27 protein-coding genes are annotated in these 25,545 nt (G+C 72.0%); 13 read left to right on the forward strand and 14 right to left on the reverse strand.

Features of this window, described 5'->3' with window-relative positions; translation table 11 throughout:
• Positions 1–59: 59 nt before the first annotated feature.
• From rocD to ACIRPU_RS05590, 3 genes are all read right to left on the reverse strand, one after another.
• A complete protein-coding gene (gene rocD, locus ACIRPU_RS05580) occupies positions 60–1,289 on the reverse strand; it encodes an ornithine--oxo-acid transaminase (protein WP_403862077.1) in 1,230 nt (409 codons plus the stop codon).
• Positions 1,286–2,098 carry a dimethylargininase gene (ddaH, locus tag ACIRPU_RS05585; RefSeq protein WP_403862080.1) on the reverse strand — a complete coding sequence of 271 codons (813 nt, stop codon included), beginning with the start codon at positions 2,096–2,098 and terminating at the stop codon, positions 1,286–1,288. The genes rocD and ddaH overlap by 4 nt, the downstream gene beginning before the upstream one ends.
• A gap of 163 nt (positions 2,099–2,261) precedes the next feature.
• On the reverse strand, positions 2,262–2,747 hold the full coding sequence (locus ACIRPU_RS05590) for an Lrp/AsnC family transcriptional regulator (RefSeq protein ID WP_355704567.1): 486 nt from the start codon (positions 2,745–2,747) through the stop codon (positions 2,262–2,264).
• A 78-nt stretch (positions 2,748–2,825) separates the two neighbouring features.
• Here ACIRPU_RS05590 and ACIRPU_RS05595 point away from each other — a divergent pair, with 78 nt between their 5' ends.
• From ACIRPU_RS05595 to ACIRPU_RS05610, 4 genes are read left to right on the forward strand one after another with little or no spacing between them, the layout of a single operon-like run.
• On the forward strand, positions 2,826–3,590 hold the full coding sequence (locus tag ACIRPU_RS05595) for a LytTR family transcriptional regulator DNA-binding domain-containing protein (protein ID WP_355704566.1): 765 nt from the start codon (positions 2,826–2,828) through the stop codon (positions 3,588–3,590).
• Positions 3,587–3,955 (forward strand): hypothetical protein, encoded by a 369-nt coding sequence (locus ACIRPU_RS05600; protein ID WP_403863525.1) that lies wholly within the window; start codon positions 3,587–3,589, stop codon positions 3,953–3,955. Before ACIRPU_RS05595 ends, ACIRPU_RS05600 begins: the two co-directional genes overlap by 4 nt.
• Positions 3,952–5,682 (forward strand): cation acetate symporter, encoded by a 1,731-nt coding sequence (locus ACIRPU_RS05605; RefSeq protein WP_403862084.1) that lies wholly within the window; start codon positions 3,952–3,954, stop codon positions 5,680–5,682. The genes ACIRPU_RS05600 and ACIRPU_RS05605 overlap by 4 nt, the downstream gene beginning before the upstream one ends.
• Before the next feature lie 31 nt (positions 5,683–5,713).
• Positions 5,714–6,937 (forward strand): histidine kinase, encoded by a 1,224-nt coding sequence (locus ACIRPU_RS05610; RefSeq protein ID WP_355704563.1) that lies wholly within the window; start codon positions 5,714–5,716, stop codon positions 6,935–6,937.
• On the opposite strand, the gene ACIRPU_RS05615 is transcribed toward ACIRPU_RS05610, so the two are convergent.
• The 5 genes from ACIRPU_RS05615 to ACIRPU_RS05635 all read right to left on the reverse strand — a co-directional run bounded on the left by ACIRPU_RS05615 (position 6,906) and on the right by ACIRPU_RS05635 (position 11,468).
• Positions 6,906–7,088 carry a hypothetical protein gene (locus ACIRPU_RS05615; protein ID WP_355704562.1) on the reverse strand — a complete coding sequence of 61 codons (183 nt, stop codon included), beginning with the start codon at positions 7,086–7,088 and terminating at the stop codon, positions 6,906–6,908. The genes ACIRPU_RS05610 and ACIRPU_RS05615 overlap by 32 nt on opposite strands.
• A gap of 60 nt (positions 7,089–7,148) precedes the next feature.
• The gene (locus tag ACIRPU_RS05620) at positions 7,149–8,099 is read right to left on the reverse strand and encodes a cytochrome c oxidase assembly protein (RefSeq protein WP_384110543.1); all 951 of its coding nucleotides are present in this window, start codon (positions 8,097–8,099) and stop codon (positions 7,149–7,151) included.
• A gap of 117 nt (positions 8,100–8,216) precedes the next feature.
• On the reverse strand, positions 8,217–9,242 hold the full coding sequence (locus tag ACIRPU_RS05625) for a 6-phosphofructokinase (RefSeq protein WP_020131612.1): 1,026 nt from the start codon (positions 9,240–9,242) through the stop codon (positions 8,217–8,219).
• Positions 9,243–9,483: 241 nt separating this feature from the next.
• Positions 9,484–10,212, reverse strand: coding sequence for a glutamine amidotransferase (locus tag ACIRPU_RS05630; RefSeq protein WP_355709206.1), 729 nt, complete (start codon positions 10,210–10,212; stop codon positions 9,484–9,486).
• A gap of 17 nt (positions 10,213–10,229) precedes the next feature.
• A complete protein-coding gene (locus tag ACIRPU_RS05635) occupies positions 10,230–11,468 on the reverse strand; it encodes a MurT ligase domain-containing protein (RefSeq protein WP_351754785.1) in 1,239 nt (412 codons plus the stop codon).
• A gap of 158 nt (positions 11,469–11,626) precedes the next feature.
• Here ACIRPU_RS05635 and def point away from each other — a divergent pair, with 158 nt between their 5' ends.
• On the forward strand, positions 11,627–12,181 hold the full coding sequence (def, locus tag ACIRPU_RS05640; protein WP_403862091.1) for a peptide deformylase: 555 nt from the start codon (positions 11,627–11,629) through the stop codon (positions 12,179–12,181).
• A 146-nt stretch (positions 12,182–12,327) separates the two neighbouring features.
• On the opposite strand, the gene ACIRPU_RS05645 is transcribed toward def, so the two are convergent.
• On the reverse strand, positions 12,328–12,969 hold the full coding sequence (locus ACIRPU_RS05645) for a TetR family transcriptional regulator (RefSeq protein ID WP_020131608.1): 642 nt from the start codon (positions 12,967–12,969) through the stop codon (positions 12,328–12,330).
• A gap of 174 nt (positions 12,970–13,143) precedes the next feature.
• On the opposite strand from ACIRPU_RS05645, the gene ACIRPU_RS05650 reads away from it, so the two are divergent.
• Together ACIRPU_RS05650 and ACIRPU_RS05655 are read left to right on the forward strand one after the other, a co-directional pair.
• Entirely contained in the window at positions 13,144–14,370 is a 1,227-nt protein-coding gene (locus ACIRPU_RS05650; protein WP_403862094.1) for an acyl-CoA dehydrogenase family protein, read from the forward strand.
• Between the two features lie 127 nt (positions 14,371–14,497).
• On the forward strand, positions 14,498–15,187 hold the full coding sequence (locus tag ACIRPU_RS05655) for a hypothetical protein (protein ID WP_403862097.1): 690 nt from the start codon (positions 14,498–14,500) through the stop codon (positions 15,185–15,187).
• Positions 15,188–15,315: 128 nt separating this feature from the next.
• On the opposite strand, the gene ACIRPU_RS05660 is transcribed toward ACIRPU_RS05655, so the two are convergent.
• The 5 genes from ACIRPU_RS05660 to ACIRPU_RS05680 all read right to left on the reverse strand — a co-directional run bounded on the left by ACIRPU_RS05660 (position 15,316) and on the right by ACIRPU_RS05680 (position 20,193).
• Positions 15,316–15,552 (reverse strand): DUF6213 family protein, encoded by a 237-nt coding sequence (locus ACIRPU_RS05660; RefSeq protein WP_028807142.1) that lies wholly within the window; start codon positions 15,550–15,552, stop codon positions 15,316–15,318.
• 25 nt (positions 15,553–15,577) lie between these two features.
• Positions 15,578–16,963, reverse strand: a complete 1,386-nt coding sequence (locus ACIRPU_RS05665; protein WP_403862100.1) for an NADP-dependent succinic semialdehyde dehydrogenase — start codon at positions 16,961–16,963, stop codon at positions 15,578–15,580.
• Positions 16,964–17,039: 76 nt separating this feature from the next.
• On the reverse strand, positions 17,040–17,522 hold the full coding sequence (locus ACIRPU_RS05670) for an NUDIX domain-containing protein (RefSeq protein WP_403862103.1): 483 nt from the start codon (positions 17,520–17,522) through the stop codon (positions 17,040–17,042).
• Complete coding sequence (locus ACIRPU_RS05675) at positions 17,519–19,057, reverse strand: ATP-dependent DNA ligase (RefSeq protein WP_403862106.1); 1,539 nt, start codon at positions 19,055–19,057, stop codon at positions 17,519–17,521. Before ACIRPU_RS05675 ends, ACIRPU_RS05670 begins: the two co-directional genes overlap by 4 nt.
• 140 nt (positions 19,058–19,197) lie before the next feature.
• A complete protein-coding gene (locus ACIRPU_RS05680) occupies positions 19,198–20,193 on the reverse strand; it encodes an NAD(P)/FAD-dependent oxidoreductase (RefSeq protein WP_403862109.1) in 996 nt (331 codons plus the stop codon).
• 79 nt (positions 20,194–20,272) lie between these two features.
• Between ACIRPU_RS05680 and ACIRPU_RS05685 the strand changes: the two genes are divergently transcribed.
• From ACIRPU_RS05685 to ACIRPU_RS05710, 6 genes are all read left to right on the forward strand, one after another.
• The gene (locus tag ACIRPU_RS05685; RefSeq protein WP_403862112.1) at positions 20,273–20,845 is read left to right on the forward strand and encodes a helix-turn-helix domain-containing protein; all 573 of its coding nucleotides are present in this window, start codon (positions 20,273–20,275) and stop codon (positions 20,843–20,845) included.
• Between the two features lie 112 nt (positions 20,846–20,957).
• Positions 20,958–21,929: an NADPH:quinone oxidoreductase family protein gene (locus ACIRPU_RS05690; protein ID WP_355709227.1), complete on the forward strand. Its 972-nt coding sequence runs from the start codon at positions 20,958–20,960 to the stop codon at positions 21,927–21,929.
• A complete protein-coding gene (locus ACIRPU_RS05695) occupies positions 21,926–23,110 on the forward strand; it encodes an acyl-CoA dehydrogenase family protein (RefSeq protein ID WP_403862115.1) in 1,185 nt (394 codons plus the stop codon). Before ACIRPU_RS05690 ends, ACIRPU_RS05695 begins: the two co-directional genes overlap by 4 nt.
• Positions 23,107–24,189 (forward strand): acyl-CoA dehydrogenase family protein, encoded by a 1,083-nt coding sequence (locus ACIRPU_RS05700; protein ID WP_403862117.1) that lies wholly within the window; start codon positions 23,107–23,109, stop codon positions 24,187–24,189. The genes ACIRPU_RS05695 and ACIRPU_RS05700 overlap by 4 nt, the downstream gene beginning before the upstream one ends.
• Before the next feature lie 171 nt (positions 24,190–24,360).
• A complete protein-coding gene (locus ACIRPU_RS05705; protein ID WP_403862120.1) occupies positions 24,361–25,221 on the forward strand; it encodes a phosphatidylinositol-specific phospholipase C/glycerophosphodiester phosphodiesterase family protein in 861 nt (286 codons plus the stop codon).
• Positions 25,222–25,337: 116 nt separating this feature from the next.
• Complete coding sequence (locus ACIRPU_RS05710) at positions 25,338–25,532, forward strand: hypothetical protein (RefSeq protein WP_355709235.1); 195 nt, start codon at positions 25,338–25,340, stop codon at positions 25,530–25,532.
• The last annotated feature ends 13 nt before the right edge of the window (positions 25,533–25,545 follow it).

Consider the following 25,545-nt stretch of genomic DNA (forward strand, 5'->3'; position numbering starts at 1 on the left):
GGGAGGCGTGCCGCGCACCGGCGCGGCCGGGGATCCGCGCCCCTCGCGGGGCGCGTCCCTCAGGCGTCCCGCGTCAGCACGCTCTCCAAGGCGGCCAGCGCCGAGGCCAGTTCCTCGCCGGTGATCGTCAGCGGCGGCGCCAGCCGGATGGTCGAGCCGTGGGTGTCCTTGACCAGGACGCCCTGCCGCATCAGACGCTCGCTCACCTCGCGGCCGGTGCCCAGTGCCGGGTCGACGTCGACGCCCGCCCACAGCCCGCGCGCCCGGAAACCGACGACGCCCTTGCCGACCAGCCCGGTCAGCCCGTCCCGCAGGACGGCCCCCAGCTCGGTCGCCCGGCGCTGGAACTCACCCGTCTCCAGCAGTTCCACCACCGCCGTGCCGACCGCCGCGGCCAGCGGATTGCCGCCGAACGTCGACCCGTGCTCGCCCGGCCGCAGCACCGACAGCACCTCCCGCCGGGCCACCACCGCCGACACCGGCACGATCCCGCCGCCCAGCGCCTTGCCGAGCAGCAGCACGTCGGGAACGACCCCCTCGTGCTCCACGGCGAGCGTCCGGCCGGTACGGCCGAGCCCGGACTGGATCTCGTCCGCGATGAACAGGCAGTTCGTGCGGCGGGTCAGCTCCCGCACCCCGGTCAGATAGCCGTCGTCGGGGATGACGACGCCCGCCTCGCCCTGGATCGGCTCGATCAGCACCGCCGCCGTCGTCTCGTCGACGGCCGCCTCCAGCGCGGCCAGGTCGTTGTACGGCACGATCCGGAAGCCCGGCGTGAACGGCCCGAAGCCCGCCCGTGCCGTCTCGTCCGTCGAGAAGCTCACGATCGTCGTCGTACGGCCGTGGAAGTTCTCGGCGGCCACCACGATCGTCGCCCGGTCGGCGGGTACGCCCTTCACCTCGTACGCCCACTTGCGGGCCACCTTGATGCCGCTCTCGACCGCCTCCGCACCCGTGTTCATCGGCAGGACCATGTCCAGGCCGGTCAGCTCCGCGAGCCGCTCGGCGAACTCGGCGAGGCGGTCGTTGTGGAAGGCGCGGGAGGTGAGGGTGAGACGGTCCAGCTGGCGGTGGGCCGCCTCGATCAGCAGCGGATGCCGGTGGCCGAAGTTGAGGGCCGAGTAGCCGGCCAGCATGTCGAGGTAGCGGCGGCCCTCGACGTCCTGCACCCAGGCGCCCTCGGCGCTCGCGACAACCACGGGCAGCGGATGGTAGTTGTGCGCGAGGACGGGCTCCTCGGCGCGGATCAGATCGGCGGAGGTGCGCGTCGGGACGACGGGTGCGGTCATGAACGGATCTCCTGGGTGCAGCACTTGATGCCGCCGCCGGCCTTCTGGAACTCCGAGAGGTCGACGGGGACGGGGACATAGCCGCGCTCGGTGAGACGGGAGGCGAGTGCCTCGGCCCGGGGCGCGATGAAGACATGGCGTCCGTCGGAGACCGAGTTCAGGCCGAACACCATGGCGTCGTCGCGGGTGGCCAGGACCGCGTCCGGATACAGCCGGGCGAGCACCTCACGGCTGCCGGAGGAGAACGCCTGCGGGTAGTACGAGATGTTGTCGTCGTCCAGGACGAACAACGCCGTGTCCAGGTGGTAGAAGTGCGGGTCCACCAGGGTCAGGCTGATCACCGGGTGACCGAAGAACTCCTGCACCTCCCGGTGTGCCTCACGGGTCGTCCGGAAGCCGGTGCCGGCCAGCACGTACCGGCCCGTCCACACCAGGTCGCCCTCGCCCTCGCAGACGGAATCCGGCCGGTGGACGTCGTAGCCCGCCGCCTTGAACCAGGTGTCGTAGTGGACGGACTCGGGCCGCCGCTCGGGCGCGTGGAACAGGGAGCCGAAGACCCGGCCCGCCACCACGACCGCCGAGTTCGCGGCGAAGACCATGTCCGGGAGGCCGGGGGCCGGCTCCACGGTGTCCACGGTGTGGCCGTGGGCCCGGTAGGCGCGGATCAGCGCCTGCCACTGCTCCTGGGCGAGGTCGACGTCGACGGGGCTGTCGGGACGCATCCAGGGGTTGATCGCGTACTGCACGGCGAAATGTCTGGGCTCACAGACGAGGAAGCGCCGGGGGCGCCGCACACGGGTCTCGGTCACGGAGAGGTACCTCCACCTTTCCATTCTCCTACGGTGGCGACTGGGGGTTGACACCAAGGTAGGAACTGACCGGGACGCCCGACAAGGAACAAGCGTTGCGTGTCGACGCAGGAATGCTGCGTGATTCGCCTGGTCAACGCAGGTTCACTGCGCCGTGCCAGGTTTATTCGGGAGCGGGCTGGCTCGCGCCCGCCTCCGGGCTGTCCGGCAGCAGATGGGACAGCACCATCACGCTGATCGTCTTCCGGATGAAGGGCTCGGACCGGATGCGCTCCAGCACGTTCTCGAAGTGCTCCACGTCCCGCGCCCGCACATGCAGCAGCGCGTCCGCACCGCCCGTCACCGTCATCGCCGCGGTGATCTCCGGATGGTTGCGCGCCACCTCCGCGAGCCGTCTGGGGGGCGCGGCGCCCTCGCAGTACACCTCCACGTACGCCTCCGTGCGCCAGCCCAGCGCCGACGGCTGCACGGTGGCCGTGAACCCGGTGATCACCCCGGTGTCCCGCAACCGGTCCACCCGGCGCTTGACCGCCGTCGAGGACAGACCGACGGCCGTCCCGATCTCGGCGAAGCTCGTCCTGGCGTTCGCCATCAGAGCGGTGACGATCTTCCGGTCGAGTTCGTCGAAAGAGGCGGGCGCGCTGTTCATGCGGGCACTGTATCCAGCGCGTACGTCCACACCCCGGTACATGTCCCCTCGCGCGGATCGCCCCTACACTCCACCTTCATGCTGCGCGCCCTCGCCGTCGACGACGAACGCCCCTCGCTGGAGGAGCTGCTGTACCTGCTCACCGCGGACCCCCGGATCGCCGCCGTGGAAGGCGCGGGTGACGCGACCGAGGCGCTGCGCCGCATCAACCGCGCCCTGGAGTCCGGTCCCGACGGCCCCGAGGCCATCGACGTGGTCTTCCTGGACATCCAGATGCCCGGCCTCGACGGCCTCGACCTCGCCCGGCTCCTCACCGGCTTCGCGCGGCCGCCCCTGGTCGTGTTCGTCACCGCTCACGAGGACTTCGCCGTCCAGGCCTTCGACCTCAAGGCCGTCGACTACGTCCTCAAGCCCGTCCGCAAGGAACGCCTCGCCGAGGCGGTCCGGCGCGCCGTCGAACTCGGAGCCGCCGAACGGCGCGGCGCCGCACCGCGCATCCCCGTGCACGAGCCCGACCCGGACCACATACCCGTCGAACTCGGCGGTGTGACCCGCTTCGTCGCCGTCGACGACATCACCCACGTCGAGGCCCAGGGCGACTACGCCCGGCTGCACACCGAGCGCGGCAGCCACCTGGTGCGGATCCCGCTGTCCACCCTGGAGGAGCGCTGGCGGGCCCGCGGCTTCGTCCGCATCCACCGCCGCCATCTCGTCGCCCTGCGCCACATAGGCGAACTCCGCCTGGACACCGGCACGGTGAGCGTCCTGGTCGGCGGCGAGGAGCTCCAGGTCAGCCGCCGCCACGCCCGCGAACTGCGGGACCTGCTGATGAGGAGGCCCTGACCGTGCCCCACCAGGACCCCGCCGAACGGCGTGTGGTCGTCACCGGCCCCGCCCGCCGTACCCGGCGCGCCTCCGGGTACTACCGGCCGCGCACCGAGATCGACGAACAGACCACCCTCGGCCACACCTACGTCCGCTCCCTGATGCGCTCCCAACTGCGCGCCGCCATCGCGGTGTTCGCCGTCCTCGCGCTGCTCGTGGGACCGCTGCCGCTGCTCTTCGCGGCGATGCCCGACGCCCACCGCCTCGAATGGGCGGTCCTCGGCTTCTGTCTCTACGCCCCGCTCGTCCTGCTGGCCCGCTGGTACGTGCGCCGCGCCGAACGCAACGAACGGGATCTCATACGCCTGGTCGAGGACCGATGAACTCGGCCTTCGCCGTCCCCGCCGTCGCGCTCGTCGTCGTCGCGACCGTCCTCGTCGGCGCCTTCGGCCTGCGCATCTCCCGCACCACCTCCGACTTCTACGTCGCCTCCCGCACCGTCGGACCGCGCCTCAACGCGGCCGCCATCAGCGGCGAGTACCTCTCCGCCGCCTCCTTCCTCGGCATCGCCGGCCTGGTCCTGGTCCAGGGGCCCGACATGCTCTGGTACCCGGTCGGCTACACCGCCGGCTACCTCGTGCTGCTGCTCTTCGTCGCCGCCCCGCTGCGCCGCTCCGGCGCCTACACGCTGCCCGACTTCGCCGAGGCCCGCCTCGCCTCCCAGTCGTCCCGGCGGCTCGCGGGGGCCTTCGTCGTCGGCGTCGGCTGGCTCTACCTGCTGCCCCAACTCCAGGGCGCGGGACTGACGTTGACCGTCCTGACCGGCGCCCCCGACTCGCTCGGCGGGCTGATCGTCGCCGTCGTCGTCACCGCGACCGTCGCCGCGGGCGGCATGCGCAGCATCACCTTCGTGCAGGCCTTCCAGTACTGGCTCAAACTCACCGCCCTCCTCGTCCCCGCCCTCTTCCTGGTCCTCGCCTGGCAGGGCGACGGCGCACCCCGCGACGCCTTCGGAGAACCGGCCACCTTCCGCGACCAGCGGGTCGTCCGCGTCGACGACACCCTCGACCTCAGACTGGACCGTCCCCTGACCGTGACGGTGGACGGCCGCGTCGACGGCCGCCCGCACCGGGACGCCGTGCTCCGGCTCCCCGTCGGCACCCACCACATCGCGCGCGGCACCCGCCTCACCTTCGCCGAGGGCACCGCCGTCCCCGTCGCCGAGCGCGGCAGCAACGGCGGCATGTCCACCTCCCTCGCCGCCGGCCGCGAGGAACGCCCCCTGTACGCCACCTACGGCCTGATCCTCGCGACCTTCCTCGGCACCATGGGCCTGCCGCACGTCGTCGTCCGCTTCTACACCAGCCCGAACGGAGTCGCCGCCCGCCGCACCACGGTCGCCGTCCTCGCCCTGATCGGCGCCTTCTACCTGCTGCCGCCGGTCTACGGCGCCCTGGGCCGCCTCTACGCCCCCGAACTGGCCCTCAGTAACGACGCCGACGCGGCCGTCCTGCTGCTGCCCGACCGGGTGATCGGCGGCCTCGGCGGCGACCTGCTCGGCGCGCTGGTCGCCGGGGGAGCCTTCGCCGCGTTCCTGTCCACGGCGTCCGGGCTGACGATGGCCGTCGCGGGCGTGCTCACCCAGGACGTCCTGCCGACCCGCGGAGTCCGCCACTTTCGGCTGGGCACCGGGCTCGCCATGGCCGTACCCCTCGCCGCGAGCCTGCTGGTGGGCGGGCTGCCGGTGGCCGACGCGGTCGGCCTGGCCTTCGCGGTGTCGGCGTCCTCCTTCTGCCCGCTGCTCGTCCTCGGCATCTGGTGGCGACGCCTGACCCCGCCCGGCGCGGCCGCCGGGATGCTGGTGGGCGGCGGTTCGGCGTTCGTCGCCGTCGCCGCGACCATGGCGGGCTTCCCCGGCACGGGCGGTCTGCACGCGCTGCTCGCCTGGCCCGCGCTGTGGTCCGTACCGCTCGGCTTCCTCACCATGATCCTGGTGTCCCTGGCCACCCCGGGGCGGGTCCCGGCCGGCACGGCGGCGATCCTGGCCCGGTTCCACCTGCCCGAGGAGCTGCGCACGGAAGAGCTGCGGGCGGCGGAGGCGAAGGCGTGACGGCGCACCCGACAGCCGCGGCGGCGACGGCATGAGCGGCTTCCTGGCGGGCGTCTGCATCGCGATCCTCCCCTTCCTCGCCGTGGGCTTCTGGCTGGGCCGCCGCACCGCCCGCCCCGAGAACCTCGGCGGCCTGGGCACCCCGGTCGAGCACGCCACCTTCGAGACCCTGCACACCGCCTCGCTCGCCGCGCCCCCGCTCAGGGCGGGCCTCACGGAGGAGACCGCCCGCAGATCGGCCCGCAGACTGCGCACCCTGCTCGGCACGGACGCGCTGTGCCTGACCGACGAGAGCGAGGTACTGGTCTGGGACGGCGTGGGAGCACACCACCGCGCCGAGATCATGGAACGGCTGGCCGGCCCCCTGGAGAGCGGCCGGGGCGAGGCCTTCCGGCTCACCTGCGAGCACGCCGACTGTCCCGTCCGCTGGGCCGTTCTCGCCCCGCTCACCGTCGACGACCGGGTGCACGGCGTCCTCGTGGCCTGCGCGCCCCGCGAGTCCGCCGTCCTGGTCCGGGCGGCCGGCGAGGTGGCCCGCTGGGTGAGCGTCCAGCTGGAGCTGGCGGACCTCGACCAGTCCCGTACGAAACTGATCGAGGCGGAGATCAAGGCCCTGCGCGCCCAGATCTCCCCGCACTTCGTCTTCAACTCGCTCGCGGTGATCGCGTCGTTCGTCCGCACCGACCCCGAACGCGCCCGCGAGCTGCTCCTGGAGTTCGCCGACTTCACCCGCTACTCGTTCCGCCGGCACGGCGACTTCACCACCCTCGCCGACGAACTGCACGCCATCGACCAGTACCTGGCGCTGGTCAGGGCCCGCTTCGGCGACCGCCTGGCCGTCACCCTCCAGATAGCCCCCGAGGTGCTCCCGGTGGCCCTGCCCTTCCTCTGCCTCCAGCCGCTCGTCGAGAACGCCGTCAAGCACGGCCTGGAGGGCAAGGCCGACAAATGTCATATCCAGATCACCGCGCAGGACGCCGGCGCCGAGGCCCTGGTCGTCATCGAGGACGACGGCGCGGGCATGGACCCGGTCGCGCTGCGTCGCATCCTGGCCGGCGAGGTGAGCCCGTCGGGGGGCATCGGTTTGTCCAACGTGGACGACCGGCTCCGCCAGGTGTACGGCGACGACTACGGCCTGGTCATCGAGACGGCCCTCGGGGCGGGGATGAAGATCACCGCCCGGCTGCCGAAGTACCAGCCGGGCGTGCACTCGGCGGCTCGCCTCACCGGCGGCCAGGGCCGGTCTGCGTCATGATCATCGCGAGCGTGATCAGTCCCAGCACCACCCAGCCGAACCACAGCCAGCCGTTGCTGCCGAGCGCCACCGTGTAGGCGGTCACCGCGACGAGCCCGCCGACGGTGAACACCCCCATGGTCTTCGTCGAACTGTCCGTGGTACCTGCCATCGCGACACCTTCCTCGGGGCCGCCCTCCGCAGGGCGCGTCCCCTCCATGGTGCCCCGGGTTCAGCGCCCGTGTGCGTCGAGCGACGCAAGATAGGCGTTGTACGCCTCCAGCTCCTGGTCGCCGTCGCGGTCCGCGGCCCGGTCCTTGCGCTTGGCCTGCCGCTGCTCGGAGCCGTACCACTGGAAGAGCAGCGCGATCAGCACCAGCACGGACGGGATCTCGCTGAACGCCCAGGCGATGCCGCCGGCCGCGTTCTGGTCGGAGAGCGCGTCGATGCCGAGCGAGGCGGGCGGGTTCTCGAACGTCGCGACCATCGGCTGCGACGCCATCATCAGCGCGATGCCGAAGAACGCGTGGAACGGCATGCCCGCGAACAGTTCCAGCATCCGCATCAGATAGCCGGGCCGGCTCGGACCCGGGTCCACGCCGATGATCGGCCAGAAGAACACCACGCCGACGGCCAGGAAGTGCACCATCATCCCGAGGTGCCCCGCCCTGGAGCCCATCAGGAAGTCGAAGATCGGCGTGAAGTACAGCGCGTACAGGCTCGCGATGAACAGCGGGATGGTGAACGCGGGATGGGTGATGATCCGCATGTAGCGGCTGTGCAGCAGCATCAGCAGCAGCTCACGCGGCCCCTTGCGACCCCGGCCGGCGGCCGGCAGCGCGCGCAGCGCCAGCGTCATCGGCGCGCCCAGCAGGATCAGGATCGGCGACAGCATGCTGATCACCATGTGCTGCACCATGTGCACGCTGAACATGACCATGCCGTAGTCGTTCAGCCTGGTGCACATGACGAGCCCGATGGTCAGCACACCGACGACGAACGACACGGTCCGCCCCACCGGCCACGCGTCCCCGCGCCGGCGCAGCCGCAGGACGCCCCACCCGTACAGCCCCAGCCCCAGCAGACAGCCGACGAGGAAGAACGGGTCCGCCGACCACTGAAGGCCCCGCCCCAGCGTGAACGGCGGCAGATCCATGGTCATGCCGTGCCCGCTGTGTCCCATGCCGCCGGCTCCTGATTCGTGGGGGGTTGTACGTTTCCTGCCGCCCACAAGAGTAGAGAAGCCCCCGGCGACCTCGGTCACCGGGGGCTTCTCGCGGGACGCGCACCCGCCGGACGGCTAGAGCACGGTCTCCGCCTCCGCGTACCGGTCCTCGGGAACGGTCTTGAGGGTCGCGACCGCGTCCGCCAGCGGCACCATCACGATGTCCGTCCCGCGCAGGGCCGTCATCTTCCCGAACTCGCCCCGGTGCACCGCCTCCACCGCGTGCCAGCCGAACCGCGTCGCGAGCACCCGGTCGTACGCGGTCGGCGTGCCGCCCCGCTGCACATGCCCCAGGATGACCGGCCGCGCCTCCTTGCCGAGCCGCGACTCCAGCTCGATGGAGAGCTGCCGGGCGATCCCGGCGAACCGCTCGTGCCCGTAGATGTCCTTCGCGCCCTCGTCGAAGGCCATGCTGCCGGCCTTCGGCTTCGCGCCCTCCGCCGCGACGACGATCGCGAACCGCTTGCCCGCCTCGAACCGTTCGCCGACCCGGCGGGCCAGCTCGTCGATGTCGAAGGGCCGTTCCGGTACGACGATGGCGTGGGCGCCGGCCGCCATGCCGGACTGAAGCGCTATCCAGCCGGTGTGGCGTCCCATGACCTCGACGACGAGCACTCGCTGGTGGGACTCGGCGGTGGTCTTCAGCCGGTCCAGCGCCTCGGTCGCGACACCGACCGCCGTGTCGAAACCGAAGGTGACGTCGGTGACGGCGATGTCGTTGTCGATGGTCTTCGGCACGCCCACGATGGGCAGCCCGCTGTCGTACATCAGCTTCGCCGCCTTGAGCGTGCCCTCACCCCCGATCGGGATGATCGCGTCGAGGCCGAGCTCCGCGACATGGCCCCGGGCCCGCTCCACGCCGTCCCGCAGATGCGAGGGCTGGACCCGGGAGGAGCCGAGGATCGTGCCGCCGCGGGCGAGGATGCCGCCCACCGCGTCGAGGTCGAGCTTGAGGTAGTCGCACTCCAGGAGGCCCTTCCAGCCGTCCCGGAAGCCGATGACCTCGTCGCCGTGGTCGGCGACGGCACGGTGCACGACGGACCGGATGACGGCGTTCAGGCCGGGGCAGTCGCCGCCGGAGGTGAGGACACCAATGCGCATAGCCCGAAACAACCTTCTCCACGTGGGCCGGTCCGGACCACGCTGTCCGGCTCGAATCCCCGCCACCCTAGCGGCAGGAGGGGGCGGGGCCGAAGCACGCGTCCGCCTGCTGGACGTGCCTGCTCACCTGTGCGGATGCACCGTCAGACGGGCTGCTGACGGCACCCTGACCATCAGGTGAACACACGGTCACACAGGCTGCCGAGCGGCAGTGTTCACGCAGGCTGCCGCGCGGCTCTGCCTACGCGGGCTGCTGCGCGGCCGTGATGCGCTCGTTGCGGAGCGCCTCGTACCAGTGGTCGTCGATCGGCGGCAGCGCGTTCACGTCGAGCGCCAGCTTCAGCAGCAGGTCCGCGATCAGCGGGTTGCGGGCGAGCACCGGGCCGTGCATGTAGGTGCCGAACACGGTGTCGTTGTACGCGCCCTCGGTGCCGTCGCCGGTGCCGTTGCCCTTGCCGAGCGAGACGCGGGCGAGCGGGCGGGCGGTCGGGCCGAGGTGGGTGACGCCCTGGTGGTTCTCGAAGCCGGTCAGCGGGGGCAGCCCGAGCCGCGGGTCGATGTCCCCGAGGACATCGCCGACGCACCGCTCACCCTCACCGCGCGTCGTCGTCACGTCCAGCAGACCGAGACCGGGCTCGCGCTGGCCGAGGTCGTTCACGAACTCGTGGCCCAGGATCTGGTAGCCGGCGCAGACCGCGAAGACGATCGCGCCGTTCTGCACCGCCTGGTACAGGTGCCCGTCGCGGCGCAGCCGCTCCGCCGCGAGCCGCTGCGGCCGGTCCTCGCCGCCCCCGATGAGGTAGATGTCGCCGGAGGTCGGGATCGGCTGGTCGCTGCGCACGTCGAGGCGCGCCACGTCGAGACCGCGCTGCCGGGCCCGGCGCTCGACGACGAGGGCGTTGCCCTGGTCGCCGTAGGTGCTCAGCAGGTCCGGGTAGATCCACACCAGCCGCAGTTGGTTGTCGCTCATGGAAACGTCCTTAGTGGTCAGTTGCCGACGCGGCGGCGCAGGTCCTGGAACGCGGTGTAGTTCGCGATGACCTCGATCCGGCCCGGCGGCGCCTGCTGCACGGCCTGGTCGAGGTTCTCGCACACCTGGAAGTGCTGGTTGGCGACCTCCAGACGCACCGCGAGGTCCAGCTTCCGGTCACCGACGACGAAGATCGGGTGGCCGGTCAGACGCGTGTAGTCGACGTCCCACAGCCAGGAGGTGTCCGTGCCGTCGGCGCCGCGCGCGTTCACCGAGAGGATCACCGGGGTGGGCGGCGGATCGATCAGGCTGAACGTCTCGAGCCAGCCCGCCGGGTTCTTGGCGAGCAGCAGCCGCAGGTCACGCCCCTGGAACTGGACGACGTCGTAGCGCCCGGCGACGGCCTGCACCGCGTACATCCGCTCCAGCGCCACCTGCGGCGGCACCCCGAAGACGGCGGCCACGGCGGCCGAGGAGGCGGCGTTGGCCTTGTTGGCGCGGCCCGGCAGCTGGAGGTGGATCGGCCAGGCGGACCCGTGCGGGTCGAGAACGTGGTCCCCGGACAGCGCCCAGCTCGGCGTCGGACGCCGGAACCCGCACTCGCCGCAGAACCAGTCGTCGCCGGGCCGCTGCATGACGCCGCCGCAGGACGGGCACGACCAGGCGTCGTCCTTCCACATCTGGCCGGCGGCGACCCAGATCACGTTGGGCGAGGAGGAGGCGGCCCACACCACGAGCGGGTCGTCGGCGTTCGCGATGACGACGGCCTTCGAACCTGCGAGTCCCTCACGCCAGTTCTCCGCGAGCATGCGGGTCTCGGCGGCGCGGTCGAGCTGGTCGCGGGAGAGGTTGAGCAGCGCGATGCACTTGGGGGCGGTGTCCCGGGCGACGCCCGCGAGGTACTTCTCGTCGACCTCGATGACGCCGTAGCGGGCCTCGGAGCCGCCCGCGAGGGCCGAGGTGATGCCGGCCGGCATGTTGGCGCCGAGCGCGTTGGACACGACGGGCCCGGCGGCGCGCAGCGCTTCGGCGATCAGCCGGGTGGTGGTCGTCTTGCCGTTGGTCGCCGAGACGAGGATGACGTCCAGGTTCTGGGCGAGCCGGGCGAGGAGGTCGGGGTCGAGTTTGAGCGCCACCCGGCCGCCGATCACCGAACCGCTGCCGCGCCCCGCGGCGCGCGACGCCGCCGCGACCGCTTTGCCGGCGGTCACGGCGATCTTGGCCCGCGGCGTGAGCGGGTCCGAGTTGCCTGCCATCAGTTCTCGATCCTCCTTGCGTACGCGCCGCGCCTCTGCCGTACGGCAACGTGGTGGGTGGTCAGCCTATCGAGATCCATTCGCACTCCCGAATCCCGGCACCACCTCACGCCCGTGTGCGGCATGCGCGTGTCAGAAAGGACCGTACCCTTGCCGCCATGCGACACGGCTCCATCCCGGGCGCCCACGGGCGCGTCCGGCCCCTCTCCCTGCTCGGCGACCCCGTCCTGCACACCCGTTGCGAGGACGTGACCGACTTCGGCCCCGAACTCGCCCGCCTGGTCGAGGACATGTTCGCCACGATGTACGCGGCCCAGGGAGTGGGCCTCGCCGCCAACCAGGTGGGCGAGCCGCTTAGGGTCTTCGTCTACGACTGTCCCGACGACGAGGACGTCCGTCACCTGGGCCATGTGGTGAACCCCCGGCTGGTCCGGGCGGACGGCATCGTCCTGCGCGGCCCGGAGGGCTGTCTGTCCCTGCCGGGGCTGGAGGCGGGCACGGAGCGCCACGACCACGCCGTGGTCGAGGGGTTCACGACCGCGGGCGAGCCGATCACCGTGCACGGCACGGGATTCTTTGCCAGATGCTTGCAGCACGAGGCGGACCACCTGGAGGGCATGGTGTACGCGGACCGTGTGACGGGGTGGCGCAAGAGCCGGCTGACGCGCCAGGCCGCACGGGCCTCCTGGAGCCGGGGGACCGGCCCCGCCTAAGGGCGCGGGCGGGCGGCAGAGGCGTGCGGGCGGGCGGCAGAGGCGTGCGGGCGGGCGGCAGAGGCGTGCGGGCGGGCGGCAGAGGCGTGCGGGCGGGCGGCAGAGGCGTGCGGGCGCGATCGCCTGCCGCGCCCGGCGGGGGACCCTCAGAACCCGGGCCCGCCGAGCTTGTCGCCGGCCGCCGCGAGGCGACCCCACAACAGATCGGCCAGGCTGCGCACCAGCTCCGCACGGGTGCAGGGCCGCTCACCCAGCCACCAGTCCCCGGCCGCGTGCATCATCCCGACGATGCCGTGCCCCCACACCCGGGCCAGCTGCTGGCTCCCGGGTCCGAGGTCCACCCGGTCCTCGATGACCTGGGCCAGCTCCTCGCCCATCCGCCGGAGCAGTGGCGCCGAGTGCTTGCCCACGTCGAACCCCTGCTCGCCCGGCGACCCGTCCGACGGATGCATCAGGAACCGGTAGACCTGCGGCCGTGCCTCGATCGCGGCGAGGTAGGTGTCCAGCGTGGCCTCGACCCGTTCGCGCCGCTCGGCGGGAGCGTCCAGCGCGGCCCGCAGCGAGTCCAGCAGCGCGTCCGTGTGCCGTTTGGCCAGCGCGGCGTAAAGTCCACCCTTGTCGCCGAAGTGCCGGTAGAGGATCGGTTTGGTGATGCCCGCCTCCGCCGCGATCGCGTTCATCGAGGCCTGCGGGCCGTCGCGCAGCACCACCCGGTCGGCGGCCTCCAGCAGCTCGCGCCTTCGGCGGTCGGCGGACCGCTGTTGCTCGGTCCGCTGCGTGGTGTCCATGAGCTCTCCCCACCCGTGCTGATTCGGTGACGCCTGCGCAAACTAACACCTGGCAGCAGCCTGACATCGAACGGGCCGGGAGGCTCCCGGGCCGCCAGCAGGAGTTGACTTTTCCTACCGACCGGTAACAGACTCACGTTACCGCTAGTAACACGCACCGCCGCTGGAGGGGACATGGCCGAGTTCACCATGGAGCTCAACGACGAACAGAAGGAGGTCCGGGACTGGCTGCACGGCTTCGCGGCCGACGTCATCCGTCCCGCGGCCGCCGAATGGGACGAGCGTGAGGAGACTCCCTGGCCGGTCATCCAGGAGGCCGCGAAGGTCGGCATCTACTCCCTCGACTTCTACGCGCAGCAGTACTTCGACCCCACCGGCCTCGGCATCCCGATGGCCATGGAGGAACTGTTCTGGGGCGACGCGGGCATCGCCCTGTCGATCGTGGGCACCGGCCTCGCCGCCGTGGGCGTTCTCGCCAACGGGACCGAGGAGCAGATCGGCACCTGGATCCCCCAGATGTACGGGGACGCGAGCGACGTGAAGGTGGCCGCCTTCTGCTCCTCCGAGCCCGACGCCGGCTCCGACGTCGCCTCCCTGCGCACGCGTGCCGTGTACGACGAGGCCAAGGACGAGTGGGTGCTCAACGGCACCAAGACCTGGGCGACCAACGGCGGCATCGCCAACGTGCATGTCGTCGTCGCGGCCGTGGACGCCGAACTCGGCTCCAAGGGGCACGCCTCCTTCATCGTCCCGCCGGGCACCCCGGGCCTCGCCCAGGGTCAGAAGTTCAAGAAGCACGGCATCCGCGCCTCGCACACCGCCGAGGTCGTCCTCGACAACGTGCGGATCCCCGGCTCCTGCCTCCTCGGCGGCAAGGAGAAGCTGGACGAGCGCCTGGCGCGGGCCCGCGAGCGGGCGAGGACGGGCGGCGAGCGCGTGAAGAACGCGGCGATGGCGACCTTCGAGGCGTCGCGGCCGGCGGTCGGCGCGATGGCCGTCGGCACGGCCCGCGCCGCGTACGAGGTGGCCCTCGACTACGCCAAGACGCGTGAGCAGTTCGGCCGTCCGATCATCGACAACCAGGGCGTCGCCTTCCAGCTCGCGGACATGCGCACGCAGATCGACGCCGCGCGGCTGCTGGTCTGGCGCGCGTCCTGGATGGCGATCAACGGGAAGCCGTTCACCGCCGCCGAGGGCTCGATGTCGAAGCTGTACGCCAGCGAGACCGCGAAGCAGGTCACCGCGCAGGCGATCCAGATTCTCGGCGGCAACGGCTACACCAGGGACTACCCGGTGGAGCGCATGCACCGCGACGCGGCCATCTACACGATCTTCGAAGGCACGAGCGAGATCCAGCGCCTGGTGATCGCCCGCACGCTGTCGGGGATGCCGATCCGCTAGCGCCCGGACGACGGCGTGATCCGGCCCCCGGGGGGAGGACCCCGGGGGCCGCTTCCGTCCCGGGACTCCCCATCTGACCTCCGACAAGAGATGATTTACTCTTCAACGGAACAGTCCTGGGGGGACCATGAGCAACGATTTCACGCCACCACCGATGCCCGGCTACGGCCCGCCGATCCCGCCGCCGCCCCTGCCGTCCCTGCCGCCCCTTCCGCCCAAGAGGTCCACCACGGTCCTCGTCGCCGTGGCCGCGGCCGTGGTCGCAGCGGTCCTGGCGTCCGCCGTCACGGTGACCGTCACCGGGGACGATGACGAGGGTGCGGAGGCCGCGCCCACCGTCACGGTCACCGAGACGGAGTTCGCCGACGGCGCCGACGCGGCCGCCGAGACGGACGCGGACGACGAACCGGCGGCCGAGGAGACGGAGGGCGGCGCCTACACGCTCTCGGACACGGTCGTCTACGAGAACGACGTCGAGATCAGCCTGTCGAAGTTCGCCCGGGGCGTCTCGCACGACTACGCGTCCCCCGAGAACACGCCCTACGTCAAGTTCACGATCAAGGTCGTCAACAGCTCGAAGAACACCTTCGACGCCACCAGCATGACCGTGAACTGCGCCTACGGCGACCAGGGCAAGGAGGGCGAGGCCATCTTCGACGACGGTCTCGACGGCACCCCCGACACCAGCATCCTGGCCGGTCGCTCCCTGTCGTTCTCCTGGGGATGCGAACTCCCCAAGAGCGCCGGGTACCTCCAGGTCGAGGTGGCTCCCGACTTCGACTCCGAGACGACCATCTTCGCGGGCACCGTGAAGTAGCGCGCGGGGCGCCCCTCAGGGCCTGGGAGATGATCGTCGCTGATGGCCATCCCGTCATCACGGGGGAGTCCGAACTCGGCGGAGCGGGAAGGGTTTTCGGCCGTACACGCTCCGTCCGAGGACAGGTCTTAGGGCGCGCCCCCGCTGCTGTGCGCGATGCACGCCACATCGATCCGGTCGGCCAGCTTCGCGAGCTCGATGGTCAGCGCGGCGACGGTGTCCTCGTCCAGCCCGTCCGCCCCGGCCTCGACGAGATGCAGCCAGCGACCGCCCAAGGTGCGGAGCAGCTTGCTCACGTCGGCCGCGGCCACCTGCAAGGTCCCGCGGTCATCGACGATCAGAGGCAGAGTCACTTCGCGGTTCACATCCGGGATCGTAGCCGCGCGGCGCTCACACACCGTGCCAAACCGTGGTGATGTTGCAGAACTCCCGGATTCCGTGCCCGGACAGCTCACGGCCGTACCCGGACCGCTTCACCCCGCCGAACGGGAACCCCGGATGGGACGCGGTCATCCCGTTGACGTACACCCCGCCGGCCTCCAGATCCCGTACGAAACGGTCGACCTCGGCCTCATCCCGCGTCCACACGTTGGAACTCAGGCCGAACGGCGAGTCGTTGGCGATGAGCACCGCCTCGTCCAGGTCGGCCGCCCGGTACAGCGTCGCGACCGGCCCGAACGCCTCCTCCCGGTGGATGCGCATCTCGCGGGTGACGTCGGCGAGCACGGTCGGCGGGTAGTACCAGCCCGGGCCGTCGGGCCGTTCACCCCCGCACAGCACGGCGGCGCCGTAGCGCCGCGCGTCGTCCACCAGTTCCTCCAGGTCCGACCGCCCCTGCTCGCTGGCCAGCGGTCCGACCTCGGTCTCCTCCCGCAGCGGGTCGCCGACCTTCAGCGCCGCCATGCCCACGACGAACCGCTCGGTGAACGCGTCGTACACGTCCGTGTGAACGATGAACCGCTTGGCGGCGATGCACGACTGCCCGTTGTTCTGCACGCGGGCGGTCACCGCCACCTGCGCGGCCCTCTCGACGTCCGCCGACGGCATGACCACGAACGGGTCGCTGCCGCCCAGCTCCAGCACCGTCTTCTTGATCATCTCCCCGGCGGTGGCGGCGACCGCCCGGCCGGCCGGCTCGCTCCCGGTCAGGGTCGCCGCCTTCACCCGCTCGTCGCGCAGGATCTCGTCGACCGCGCCCGAGCCGACGAGCAGCGTCTGGAAGCAGCCCTCGGTGAAGCCGGCCCGGTGGAACAGGTCCTCCAGGTACAGGGCGGTCTGCGGGACGTTCGAGGCGTGCTTGAGCAGGCCCACGTTGCCCGCCATCAGCGCCGGCGCGGCGAACCGGACCACCTGCCACAGCGGGAAGTTCCACGGCATCACCGCGAGCACCGGGCCCAGCGGCCGGTAGCGGACCAGGGCGCGCGCGCCGCCGGAGTCCTTGACGTCGTCGGCGGACGGCTCCTCGTCGGCGAGCAGTTCCGCCGCGTGCTCGGCGTACCAGCGCATCGCCCTGGCGCACTTCGCGGCCTCCGCGCGCGCCTGTTTCACCGGCTTGCCCATCTCGGTGGTCATCACCCGGCCGATGTCCCCCTGGTCCTCCTCGAGGAGGTCGGCGGCCCGGTTGAGCAGGCGGGCGCGTTCGGGATACGTCGTCGTCCGGTACGTACGGAAGGTGGCCTCCGCGAGCTGGAGCCGGCGCTCCAGCTCCTCCTCGCCCATGGCCTCGTACGTCCGAAGCGTCTCGCCGTTCGCCGGGTTCACCGTCGCGATGGGCATGACCGACCTCCTGAAGAGCTGACTGTGCTTCGACCTTCCCGCGCCGGACCCCGGGCCGCAACGCGTGCGCATCCGCTCAGGCCGAGTGCTCCGCCAGCCGGTCGAGAAACGCGGCCTGTGCCGTGACGATCACCTCGCGGGCCCGGTCGAGCCCGAACCAGGCCACCCGGTCAAGCTCCGGGAACTCCTGGGTCCGGCCGGACCTCGGCGGCCACTCCAGGGTGAACGTGCCGGGTGTGATCGCCGCCGGGTCGAGGTCCGCCTCGATCGCCCACGCGGTGACGATCTTGCCGTTCTTCTGCCGGACCTCGCCGAGGCCGGTCGCCTCGCCGTCGGGCGGCGGCAGGCCCAGCTCCTCCCGGAACTCGCGGCGGGCCGCCTCCCAGGCCGGTTCGTCGGGCTCGTACTCGCCCTTGGGGACGGTCCACGCCCCGGCGTCCTTCTTCGCGAAGTATGGACCGCCCATATGGCCCAGCAACACCTGCGGACCGTCGTCGGTGTGCCGGAACAACAGCAGTCCCGCGCTGCGCTTCGGTGTCGCGGGTGTACTGGGCGTCACGGGCGCACCTCCGGGTGGGCGGCGAGCAGGGTCTCCACCGTGTCGGCCTCCTCCGGGCGCTTGTCCTCGCGGTAGCGCAGGACGCGCGCGAAGCGGAGCGTGACGCCGGCCGGGTAGCGGGTGGAGCGCTGCAGACCGTCGTAGGCGATCTCCACGACGAGTTCGGGGCGTACCGTCACCACGTATCCGCTCTCGTCGACGGCCAGTTCCCTCAGGCGCTCCGTCTGCCAGGTGAGCAGGGCGTCGGTCAGGCCCTTGAAGGTCTTGCCGAGCATGGCGAAGCCGCCGTCCGCGGTGCGGGCGCCGAGGTGCAGGTTGGAGAGCTTGCCGGTGCGCCGTCCGTGGCCCCACTCGGCGGCCAGCACCACCAGGTCGAGGGTGTGCACGGGCTTGACCTTCAGCCAGGACGCGCCCCGCCGGCCCGCGCTGTAGGGCGCGTCGAGGGCCTTCACCACGACTCCCTCGTGACCGCGCAGCAGGGTCTCCCGCGAGAACTCCTCCGCGGTTTCGACGTCCTCGGGGCCGGACACGACCGTGCGGCGCACCCGCATCGGTTCGGGCACCAGCCGGGCCAGCTCCGCGTGCCGTTCGGCGAACGGCAGGTCGAGCAGGTCCCGGCCGTCCACGGACAGCGCGTCGAAGAAGACCGGGGCCACGGGGACCGCCTCGGCGGCCGCCGTCACATCCACCCGGGAGCCGACCCGGCCGGCCGTCTCCTGGAAGGAGCGGGGGCGGCCCGTCTCGTCGAAGGCGATGACCTCGCCGTCCAGGATGAACCGCGAACCCGTCAACCGCCGTGCCGCGTCCGTCACTTCGGGAAGCCGGTCGGTGATGTCGTCGAGGGTGCGGGTGTAGAGGCGGACGTCGTCGCCGTCGCGGTGCACCTGGACGCGGATCCCGTCCAGCTTCTCCTCCACCGCGCAGACGCCGAGCTTGCCGACCGCCTCGGTCACCGAGGACGCGGTGTGCGCGAGCATCGGCAGGACCGGCCGGCCGACGGTGAGCCGGAACGCCTCCAGCGCCGCCGGTCCGTCCGCGAGCAGTGCCTGCGCCACCGTCCGCAGCGACCCGGCCAGCATCACCGCCCGGCGTACGTCCGTGGCGGGGGCCCCGGTCGCCCGGGCCAGGCCCTCCACGGCGACGGCGTCCAGCGCGCCCTGCCGGACCTCGCCGGTGATGAGGCCGAGCAGGAAGCGCTGTTCGTCCGCGGTGGCCGCCCCCATCAACTCATCGACCAGGCGCGTCCGTTCGGCCTGTGAGCCGGGGCCCGACACCTGGCCGAGCTCGGTGAGCAGGGCGTCCACCTCCCGCACCGTGAGGGTCGGCCCGTCGGCCGGGGGGACCGTCCGGCCCAGCACCTTCCAGCCGACGCCCAGCCGTCCCTGGGGGAGCCGGCCGGCCAGATAGGGGATGACGACCGGCACGTCGTCCGCCTCCGCGTCCCGGAAGAGTTCGGCGAGCAGGGCGATCTTGCGGGAGCGCGCCGAGGTGGCGGCGACCTCCCGGGACACGTCGGCGAGCCGGGTCAGCAGCATGCAGCCATGGTGCGGCGCGCTCCGCGGTTTTACACGCCGAGGACGGTCGCCTTTTGTCGCCGGGTGCGTTGTGGCTGGTCGCACAGTCCCCGCGCCCCTTGGGGGCGCTGCCGAACCGCAGTCTGATGTGGCTGGACCGCTCAGCGGGCGGCTTCCGCGTCGAGGTCCGCCATGAGCAGCTCCCCGTTGATCGCCGCCCCGGCCCGGTAGCCGCGGCTGGCCGCGTTCACGACCTGCTCGGCGAAGCCCGACGCGTTGCCGGCCGCCCACAGGCCGGGCACGCTCGTCAGGCCCCGTCCGTCGACCACGGGGTACGTCCCGAAGGGGGTCTCGCTCATCTCGGCGCCCAGCCGGGCGAGCAGATCCGTCCGGGGCGCCGCGCGGGGCGCGACGAACACCACCTCGCGGTCGTGCACCCTCCCGTCCGTCAGCCGGACCCCGGTGAGCCGGTCGTCCGCGACGACCAGCCCGGCCACCTCGCCGGGGACGACGCCCACCCCGGCCGCGGCCAGCCTGCGCAGGTCCTCGTCGGTCAGCTCGGCCTCGGCGACCGTGTGCAGGAAGAGGGTCACGTCCTTGGACCACTGGGACACGATCAGCGCCTGGTGGACGCTCATCGAGGTGGTGGCGAGCACGCCGAAGGCCTGGTCGCGCACCTCCCAGCCGTGGCAGTACGGGCAGTGGATCACGTCCCGGCCGAAGCGCTCGGCGACGCCCGGGACCGGCGGCAGCTCGTCCTTCAGGCCGGTCGCGACGACGAGCTGCCGGGCCCGTACGGTCCGGCCTCCTCCGGAGGGGGCGCCCCCGGCGAGCCGTACGGCGAAGTCCCCGTCCCTGGTGACGTCCACCGCCCGGTCGTGGACCAGTTCCACGCCGTACCGGGCGATCTCCTCGCGGCCGACGGCGAGGAACTCGGCGGGCGACATGCCGTCCCGCGACAGGTAGCCCTGCATGTGGGCGGCGGGCGCGTTGCGCGGCTCTCCGGCGTCGACGACCAGGGTGCGGCGCCGGGCCCGGCCCAGGACCAGCGCGGCGGACAGGCCGGCGGCGCCCCCGCCGACGACGATCACTTCGTACTTCTCTTCGTGCTTCTCGGTCTGCTCGTACTTCTCGTGCTTCTCGGGCTGCTCGGTCACGGTGACCACCTCCGCGACCACGGTCGCCGGGAGCGCGCGGGATTGACAAAAGTATTTGCCGCTTCGGCAATATGGAGGCATGACGACCGATGAGGTACTCGCGGAGGTCGGACCGAGGCTGCGGCGGCTCCGCAAGGAGCGGGAGGTGACGCTCGCGGCGCTGTCCGAGTCGACCGGCATCTCGGTCAGCACCCTCTCGCGGCTGGAGTCCGGGCTGCGCAAGCCCAGCCTCGAGCTGCTGCTGCCGATCGCCCAGGCCCACCAGGTGCCGCTGGACCAGCTGGTCGGGGCGCCGCCGGTGGGGGATCCACGGGTGCGGGCCGAGCCGATCGTGCGGCACGGACGCACCTTCTGGCCGCTGTCCCGGCAGCCCGGCGGCCTGCAGGCCTTCAAGGTGCTGGTGCCCCGGAGCGAGGAGAAGCCCGAGCTGCGCGTCCACGAGGGCTACGAATGGCTGTATGTGATGTCCGGGCGGCTGCGGGTGGTGCTGGGGGAGCACGACGTGGTGATGACGGCGGGCGAGGCCGCGGAGTTCGACACGCGCGTGCCGCACTGGTTCGGGTCGACGGGGGAGGGGCCCGCCGAGTTCCTGAGCCTGTTCGGACCGCAGGGTGAGCGAATGCATGTTCGAGCGAGACCTCGGAAGGGGTGACGGAGGCGACTCTCCGGCCATCGCCTGTTCCCTCCAGGCAAGCGACCGCTTAGTATGCGAATCGACCCGGCCGGAAAGCCGGTCGGACGACGCAGTCCCGTGGAGGCTCCGCATGCAGGCATGGCAGGTGCACGAGAACGGCGAGCCGAGCGAGGTGATGCGGCTCGAGGACGTGGAGCGGCCCACGCCCGGCGACGGCCAGGTCCTGCTCAGGGTGCGTGCCGCGAACATCAACTTCCCGGACGTGCTGATGGTCCGGGGGCACTACCAGGTACGGCCCCCGCTGCCGTTCACGCCTGGGGTGGAGATCTGCGGCGAGACCGAGGACGGCCGTCGTGTGATCGCCAACCCGGCCCTGCCGTACGGCGGTTTCGCCGAGTACGCCGTCGCCGACGAGGCCGCTCTGCTGTCCGCGCCGGAGTCGCTGGACGACGCCGAGGCCGCCGCGCTGCACATCGGCTACCAGACGGGCTGGTTCGGTCTGCACCGCAGGGCGCGCCTGGAGGCCGGCGAGACGCTGCTCGTCCACGCGGCCGCCGGAGGGGTCGGCAGCGCCGCCGTGCAGCTCGGGAAGGCGGCGGGCGCGACCGTCATCGGCGTCGTGGGCGGCGCCGAGAAGGCCGCCGTGGCCCGGGAGCTGGGCTGCGACGTGGTGATCGACCGGCGGGCCGAGGACGTCGTCGGGGCCGTGAAGGCGGCCACCGGCGGCCGGGGCGCCGACGTGATCTACGACCCCGTGGGCGGCGAGGCCTACACCCAGTCCACGAAGGTCGTCGCCTTCGAGGGCCGGATCGTGGTCGTCGGCTTCGCGAGCGGGACCATCCCGAGCCCCGGGCTGAACCACGCCCTCGTCAAGAACTACTCGATCCTCGGCCTGCACTGGGGCCTGTACAACACCAAGAACCCGAAGCTGGTCCAGCACTGCCACGAGCAGCTCACCGACCTGGCCGCCCGGGGCGCGATCCGGCCGCTGGTGAGTGAGCGCGTCCCGCTCGACGGGGCCGCGGCCGCCGTGCAGCGGGTCGGCGACGGCGTCACCACCGGCCGGGTCGCCGTCGTACCGCAGAACGGAGCCGCCGCATGACCGACGCAGCCGAACTGAAGCGCCGCACAGCGGAGTTGCTGGCCGCGCACCCGCCCGCCGACACCGATCCGACGGACTTCCTCAAGGCCCGCTTCGACGCGGGACTCGCCTGGGTCCACTACCCCGAGGGCCTCGGCGGACTGGGCGCGCCCCGCTCCCTGCAGGCCGTCGTGGACGCCGAACTGGCGGCCGTCGGCGCCCCCGACAACGACCCGCGGCGCCTCGGCATCGGCCTCGGCATGGCCGCGCCGACGATCCTGAAGTACGGCACCGAGGAGCAGAAGCGGCGGTTCCTGCGGCCCCTGTGGGTGGGCGAGGAGGTCTGGTGCCAGCTGTTCAGCGAGCCCGGCGCCGGCTCCGACCTGGCCGCGCTCGGCACCCGAGCCGTCCGCGAGGACGGGGGCGGCTGGGTCGTGAACGGCCAGAAGGTGTGGACGTCCAGCGCCCATGTCGCCCGCTGGGCCATCCTCATCGCCCGCACCGACCCGGACGTGCCCAAGCACGCGGGCATCACCTACTTCCTCTGCGACATGACGGACCCGGGCGTCGAGGTCCGGCCGCTGCGCCAGATCACCGGCGAGGCCGAGTTCAACGAGGTGTTCCTCACCGACGTCCGCATCCCCGACTCCCGCCGCCTCGGTGACGTCGGTGACGGCTGGCGGGTGGCGCAGACCACGCTGAACAACGAACGCGTCGCCATCGGCGGGATGCGGCTGCCCCGCGAGGGCGGCATGATCGGCCCGGTCTCGAAGACCTGGCGCGAGCGGCCCGAGCTGCGCACCCACGACCTGCACCAGCGACTGCTGAAGCTCTGGGTCGAGGCCGAGGCCGCGCGCCTCGCCGGCGAACGCCTGCGCCAGCAGCTCGTCGCCGGCCAGCCCGGTTACGAGGGCTCCGGCATGAAGCTCGCGTTCGCCCGGCTCAATCAGGAGATCAGCGGCCTGGAGGTCGAACTCCTCGGCGCGGAGGGCCTGTTGTACGACGACTGGACGATGCGCCGCCCGGAGCTGGTGGACTTCACCGGCCGGGACGCCGGATACCGCTACCTCCGCTCCAAGGGCAACAGCATCGAGGGCGGGACCAGCGAGGTCCTGCTGAACATCGTCGCCGAGCGCGTCCTGGGCCTTCCGTCCGAGCCGCGCACCGACAAGGACGTCGCCTGGAAGGACCTGGCCCGATGAGCGCACAGCCCGATCTTCTCTACTCCGAGGAGGAGGAGGCGCTGCGCGCCGCCGTCCGCGACCTGCTCGCCGACCACTGCGACGCGCCCGGGGTCATCGCGCGTACGGAGTCGGACGCGCCGCACGACCTCGCGGCCTGGAAGGCGCTCTCCGACGGCATGGGCCTCGCCGGCCTGCTGGTGCCCGAGGCGCTGGGCGGCCAGGGCGCCACCCATCGCGAAGTCGCCGTGGTGCTGGAGGAGCTGGGGCGTGCCGTCGCCCCGGTGCCGTACCTGACCAGCGCCGTCGTCGCCACCGAGGCGCTGCTGGCCGTCGGGGACGAGGAACTGCTCGGCCGGCTGGCGTCCGGGCGGACGATCGGCGCGCTGGCGGTCGGGCTGCACGCCGCGCCGGGGGCCACCGTCCGGGCCGTACACGTCGAAGGAGGCCTCCTCCGGGGCGAGTTGTCCGGGATCGCGGACGCGGCCGTCGCCGACGTGCTGCTGGTGCCCGCGGACGACGGCGGCCTGTACGCGGTGGACGCGGCCGCCGTGACCGTCACCCCGCAGGTGTCCCTCGACCTCACCCGTCCGCTCGCCGCGCTCGCCTTCGCCGACGCTCCCGGACGCCGTCTCGGCGACGCCGAACCCGCCGTGCGCCGTGCTCTGCGGGCCGGGGCCGGACTGCTCGCCTCGGAGCAACTCGGGCTCACCGACTGGGCGTTGACCGAGACCGTGCGCTACCTCAAGGAGCGCAAGCAGTTCAACCGGCCCGTCGGCGGCTTCCAGGCGCTCAAGCACCGGCTGGCCCAGCTCTGGCTGGAGGTCGTCAACCTCCGGGCCGTCGCCCGGGGCGCGGCCGACGCGCTGGCGGGCGGTGCGGACGTCGACATCGCGGTGGCCGTCGCCCAGGCCTACGCGGCCGGGGTCGCCGTGCACGCCGCCGAGGAGGCGCTCCAGCTGCACGCGGGCATCGGCATGACGTGGGAGCACCCGATCCACCTGTACCTCAAGCGGGCCAAGGCCGACTCGATCGCCTACGGCAGCGCGGGCGCCCACCGGGCCGCCGTGGCCGAGCTCGTCGATCTGCGCGCCCCCTGACCGTCAGCCGATGAAGCCCGCCCCACCTGGGGCGGGCTTTTTCGTGCCGTTGGCCGGAAGGAGTGAACAAGCGACGGCGGTCCGGCCAACTCCTGGCATGTACAGGTTCGTTGCCGCGCGGGCAGCCTCATACTCCCTGTGGTCCCGACCCGCCCCACAGGGAGGAACGACATGTCCCTCGTCACCCGCCGCAGAGTTCTCACCGGCCTCGGCGCCACCGTCGCCGCGGTGCTCGCCCCACCCGCCGGCAGCGCTTTCGCCGATGGCCGAAAGCACGGCCCCCGCCCGCTGCGGCGCGCCCACGCCCACAACGACTACGAGCATCCCCGCCCCCTCCTCGACGCCCTCGACCATCGCTTCGGCAGCGTCGAGGCCGACATCTTCCTCGTCGACGGCGAACTCCTCATCGCCCACTCGGCGGACCAGCTCGACCCCACCCGCACCCTGGAGTCGCTCTACCTCGCCCCGCTCGCCGCCCGGGTGAAGGCCAACCACGGTTCCGTGTACCGGGGGTACCGGCAGCCCCTGCAGCTGCTCATCGACATCAAGACCGAGGGTTCCTCGACGTATCTCGAACTCGACCGTCAACTCAAGCGCCACAAGGGTCTGTTCACCACCTACGCGCACGGCCGTGTCCACTCCGGACCGGTGACCGCCGTCATCTCCGGCGACCGCGCGGCCCGTACGCCCATGGAGGCCCAGAGCGTCCGCCGGGCCTTCTACGACGGCCGACTGACCGACCTCGGCACCTCCGCGTCCTCGTTCGCCTCGCTGATCAGCGACAACTGGACGCTCAACTTCACCTGGCTCGGCGTCGGCGCCTTCCCCGAGGCGGAACGGCAGAAGCTGCGGAGCATCGTCGGCGCGGCCCACGCGCGCGGCCAGCAGGTGCGGTTCTGGGCCACGCCCGATCTCGCGGGCCCCGCCCGGGACGCGCTGTGGGCCGAACTCCTCGCCGCCGACGTCGACTACCTCAACACGGACGACCTGGCGGGCCTGGAGGCATTCCTCGACGCCCACCGGACGGCGTAGCGCACCCGTCTGACACCACTCGTTCGGCGGACAGGTCAGCCGCACGGATGAACCCTCCGTTACGCCACACTTGCGGCCGAATGCCGTGAAAACGGACGTATCGGAGGAGGTTGACGGTGGCCATTTCGATTTCCGCGGTGCTGTTGCTGCTGGTCCTGGCGGTGATCTTCACGCGCAACGGCGGGCTGAAGATCTCCCACGCGCTGGTCTGCCTGTTGCTCGGGTTCCTTCTGGCCGGCACCGACCTGGCCCCCACCATCCACAGCGGCCTCACGGCGACGGCCGACATCGTCGGCGGCCTTCGACCGTGAGGCCGCTGCGGGG

The organism is Streptomyces sp. NPDC102259 (assembly GCF_044766465.1).
Classification (GTDB): domain Bacteria; phylum Actinomycetota; class Actinomycetes; order Streptomycetales; family Streptomycetaceae; genus Streptomyces.

Excerpts from the sequence above, each read along its gene's own strand:
- ACIRPU_RS05690 (WP_355709227.1), top strand. The coding sequence starts at position 20,958 with ATGCAGGCATGGCAGGTGCACGAGAACGGCGAGCCGAGCGAGGTGATG.
- ACIRPU_RS05635 (WP_351754785.1), bottom strand. The coding sequence starts at position 11,468 with ATGGCAGGCAACTCGGACCCGCTCACGCCGCGGGCCAAGATCGCCGTG.
- ACIRPU_RS05650 (WP_403862094.1), top strand. The coding sequence starts at position 13,144 with ATGGCCGAGTTCACCATGGAGCTCAACGACGAACAGAAGGAGGTCCGG.
- ACIRPU_RS05625 (WP_020131612.1), bottom strand. The coding sequence starts at position 9,242 with ATGCGCATTGGTGTCCTCACCTCCGGCGGCGACTGCCCCGGCCTGAAC.
- ACIRPU_RS05645 (WP_020131608.1), bottom strand. The coding sequence starts at position 12,969 with ATGGACACCACGCAGCGGACCGAGCAACAGCGGTCCGCCGACCGCCGA.
- def (WP_403862091.1), top strand. The coding sequence starts at position 11,627 with ATGCGACACGGCTCCATCCCGGGCGCCCACGGGCGCGTCCGGCCCCTC.
- ACIRPU_RS05630 (WP_355709206.1), bottom strand. The coding sequence starts at position 10,212 with ATGAGCGACAACCAACTGCGGCTGGTGTGGATCTACCCGGACCTGCTG.
- ACIRPU_RS05675 (WP_403862106.1), bottom strand. The coding sequence starts at position 19,057 with ATGCTGCTGACCCGGCTCGCCGACGTGTCCCGGGAGGTCGCCGCCACC.
- ACIRPU_RS05705 (WP_403862120.1), top strand. The coding sequence starts at position 24,361 with ATGTCCCTCGTCACCCGCCGCAGAGTTCTCACCGGCCTCGGCGCCACC.
- ACIRPU_RS05665 (WP_403862100.1), bottom strand. The coding sequence starts at position 16,963 with ATGCCCATCGCGACGGTGAACCCGGCGAACGGCGAGACGCTTCGGACG.
- ACIRPU_RS05605 (WP_403862084.1), top strand. The coding sequence starts at position 3,952 with ATGAACTCGGCCTTCGCCGTCCCCGCCGTCGCGCTCGTCGTCGTCGCG.
- ACIRPU_RS05655 (WP_403862097.1), top strand. The coding sequence starts at position 14,498 with ATGAGCAACGATTTCACGCCACCACCGATGCCCGGCTACGGCCCGCCG.
- ACIRPU_RS05610 (WP_355704563.1), top strand. The coding sequence starts at position 5,714 with ATGAGCGGCTTCCTGGCGGGCGTCTGCATCGCGATCCTCCCCTTCCTC.
- ACIRPU_RS05695 (WP_403862115.1), top strand. The coding sequence starts at position 21,926 with ATGACCGACGCAGCCGAACTGAAGCGCCGCACAGCGGAGTTGCTGGCC.
- ACIRPU_RS05590 (WP_355704567.1), bottom strand. The coding sequence starts at position 2,747 with ATGAACAGCGCGCCCGCCTCTTTCGACGAACTCGACCGGAAGATCGTC.
- rocD (WP_403862077.1), bottom strand. The coding sequence starts at position 1,289 with ATGACCGCACCCGTCGTCCCGACGCGCACCTCCGCCGATCTGATCCGC.
- ACIRPU_RS05620 (WP_384110543.1), bottom strand. The coding sequence starts at position 8,099 with ATGGGACACAGCGGGCACGGCATGACCATGGATCTGCCGCCGTTCACG.
- ACIRPU_RS05700 (WP_403862117.1), top strand. The coding sequence starts at position 23,107 with ATGAGCGCACAGCCCGATCTTCTCTACTCCGAGGAGGAGGAGGCGCTG.
- ACIRPU_RS05685 (WP_403862112.1), top strand. The coding sequence starts at position 20,273 with ATGACGACCGATGAGGTACTCGCGGAGGTCGGACCGAGGCTGCGGCGG.
- ACIRPU_RS05615 (WP_355704562.1), bottom strand. The coding sequence starts at position 7,088 with ATGGCAGGTACCACGGACAGTTCGACGAAGACCATGGGGGTGTTCACC.
- ACIRPU_RS05595 (WP_355704566.1), top strand. The coding sequence starts at position 2,826 with ATGCTGCGCGCCCTCGCCGTCGACGACGAACGCCCCTCGCTGGAGGAG.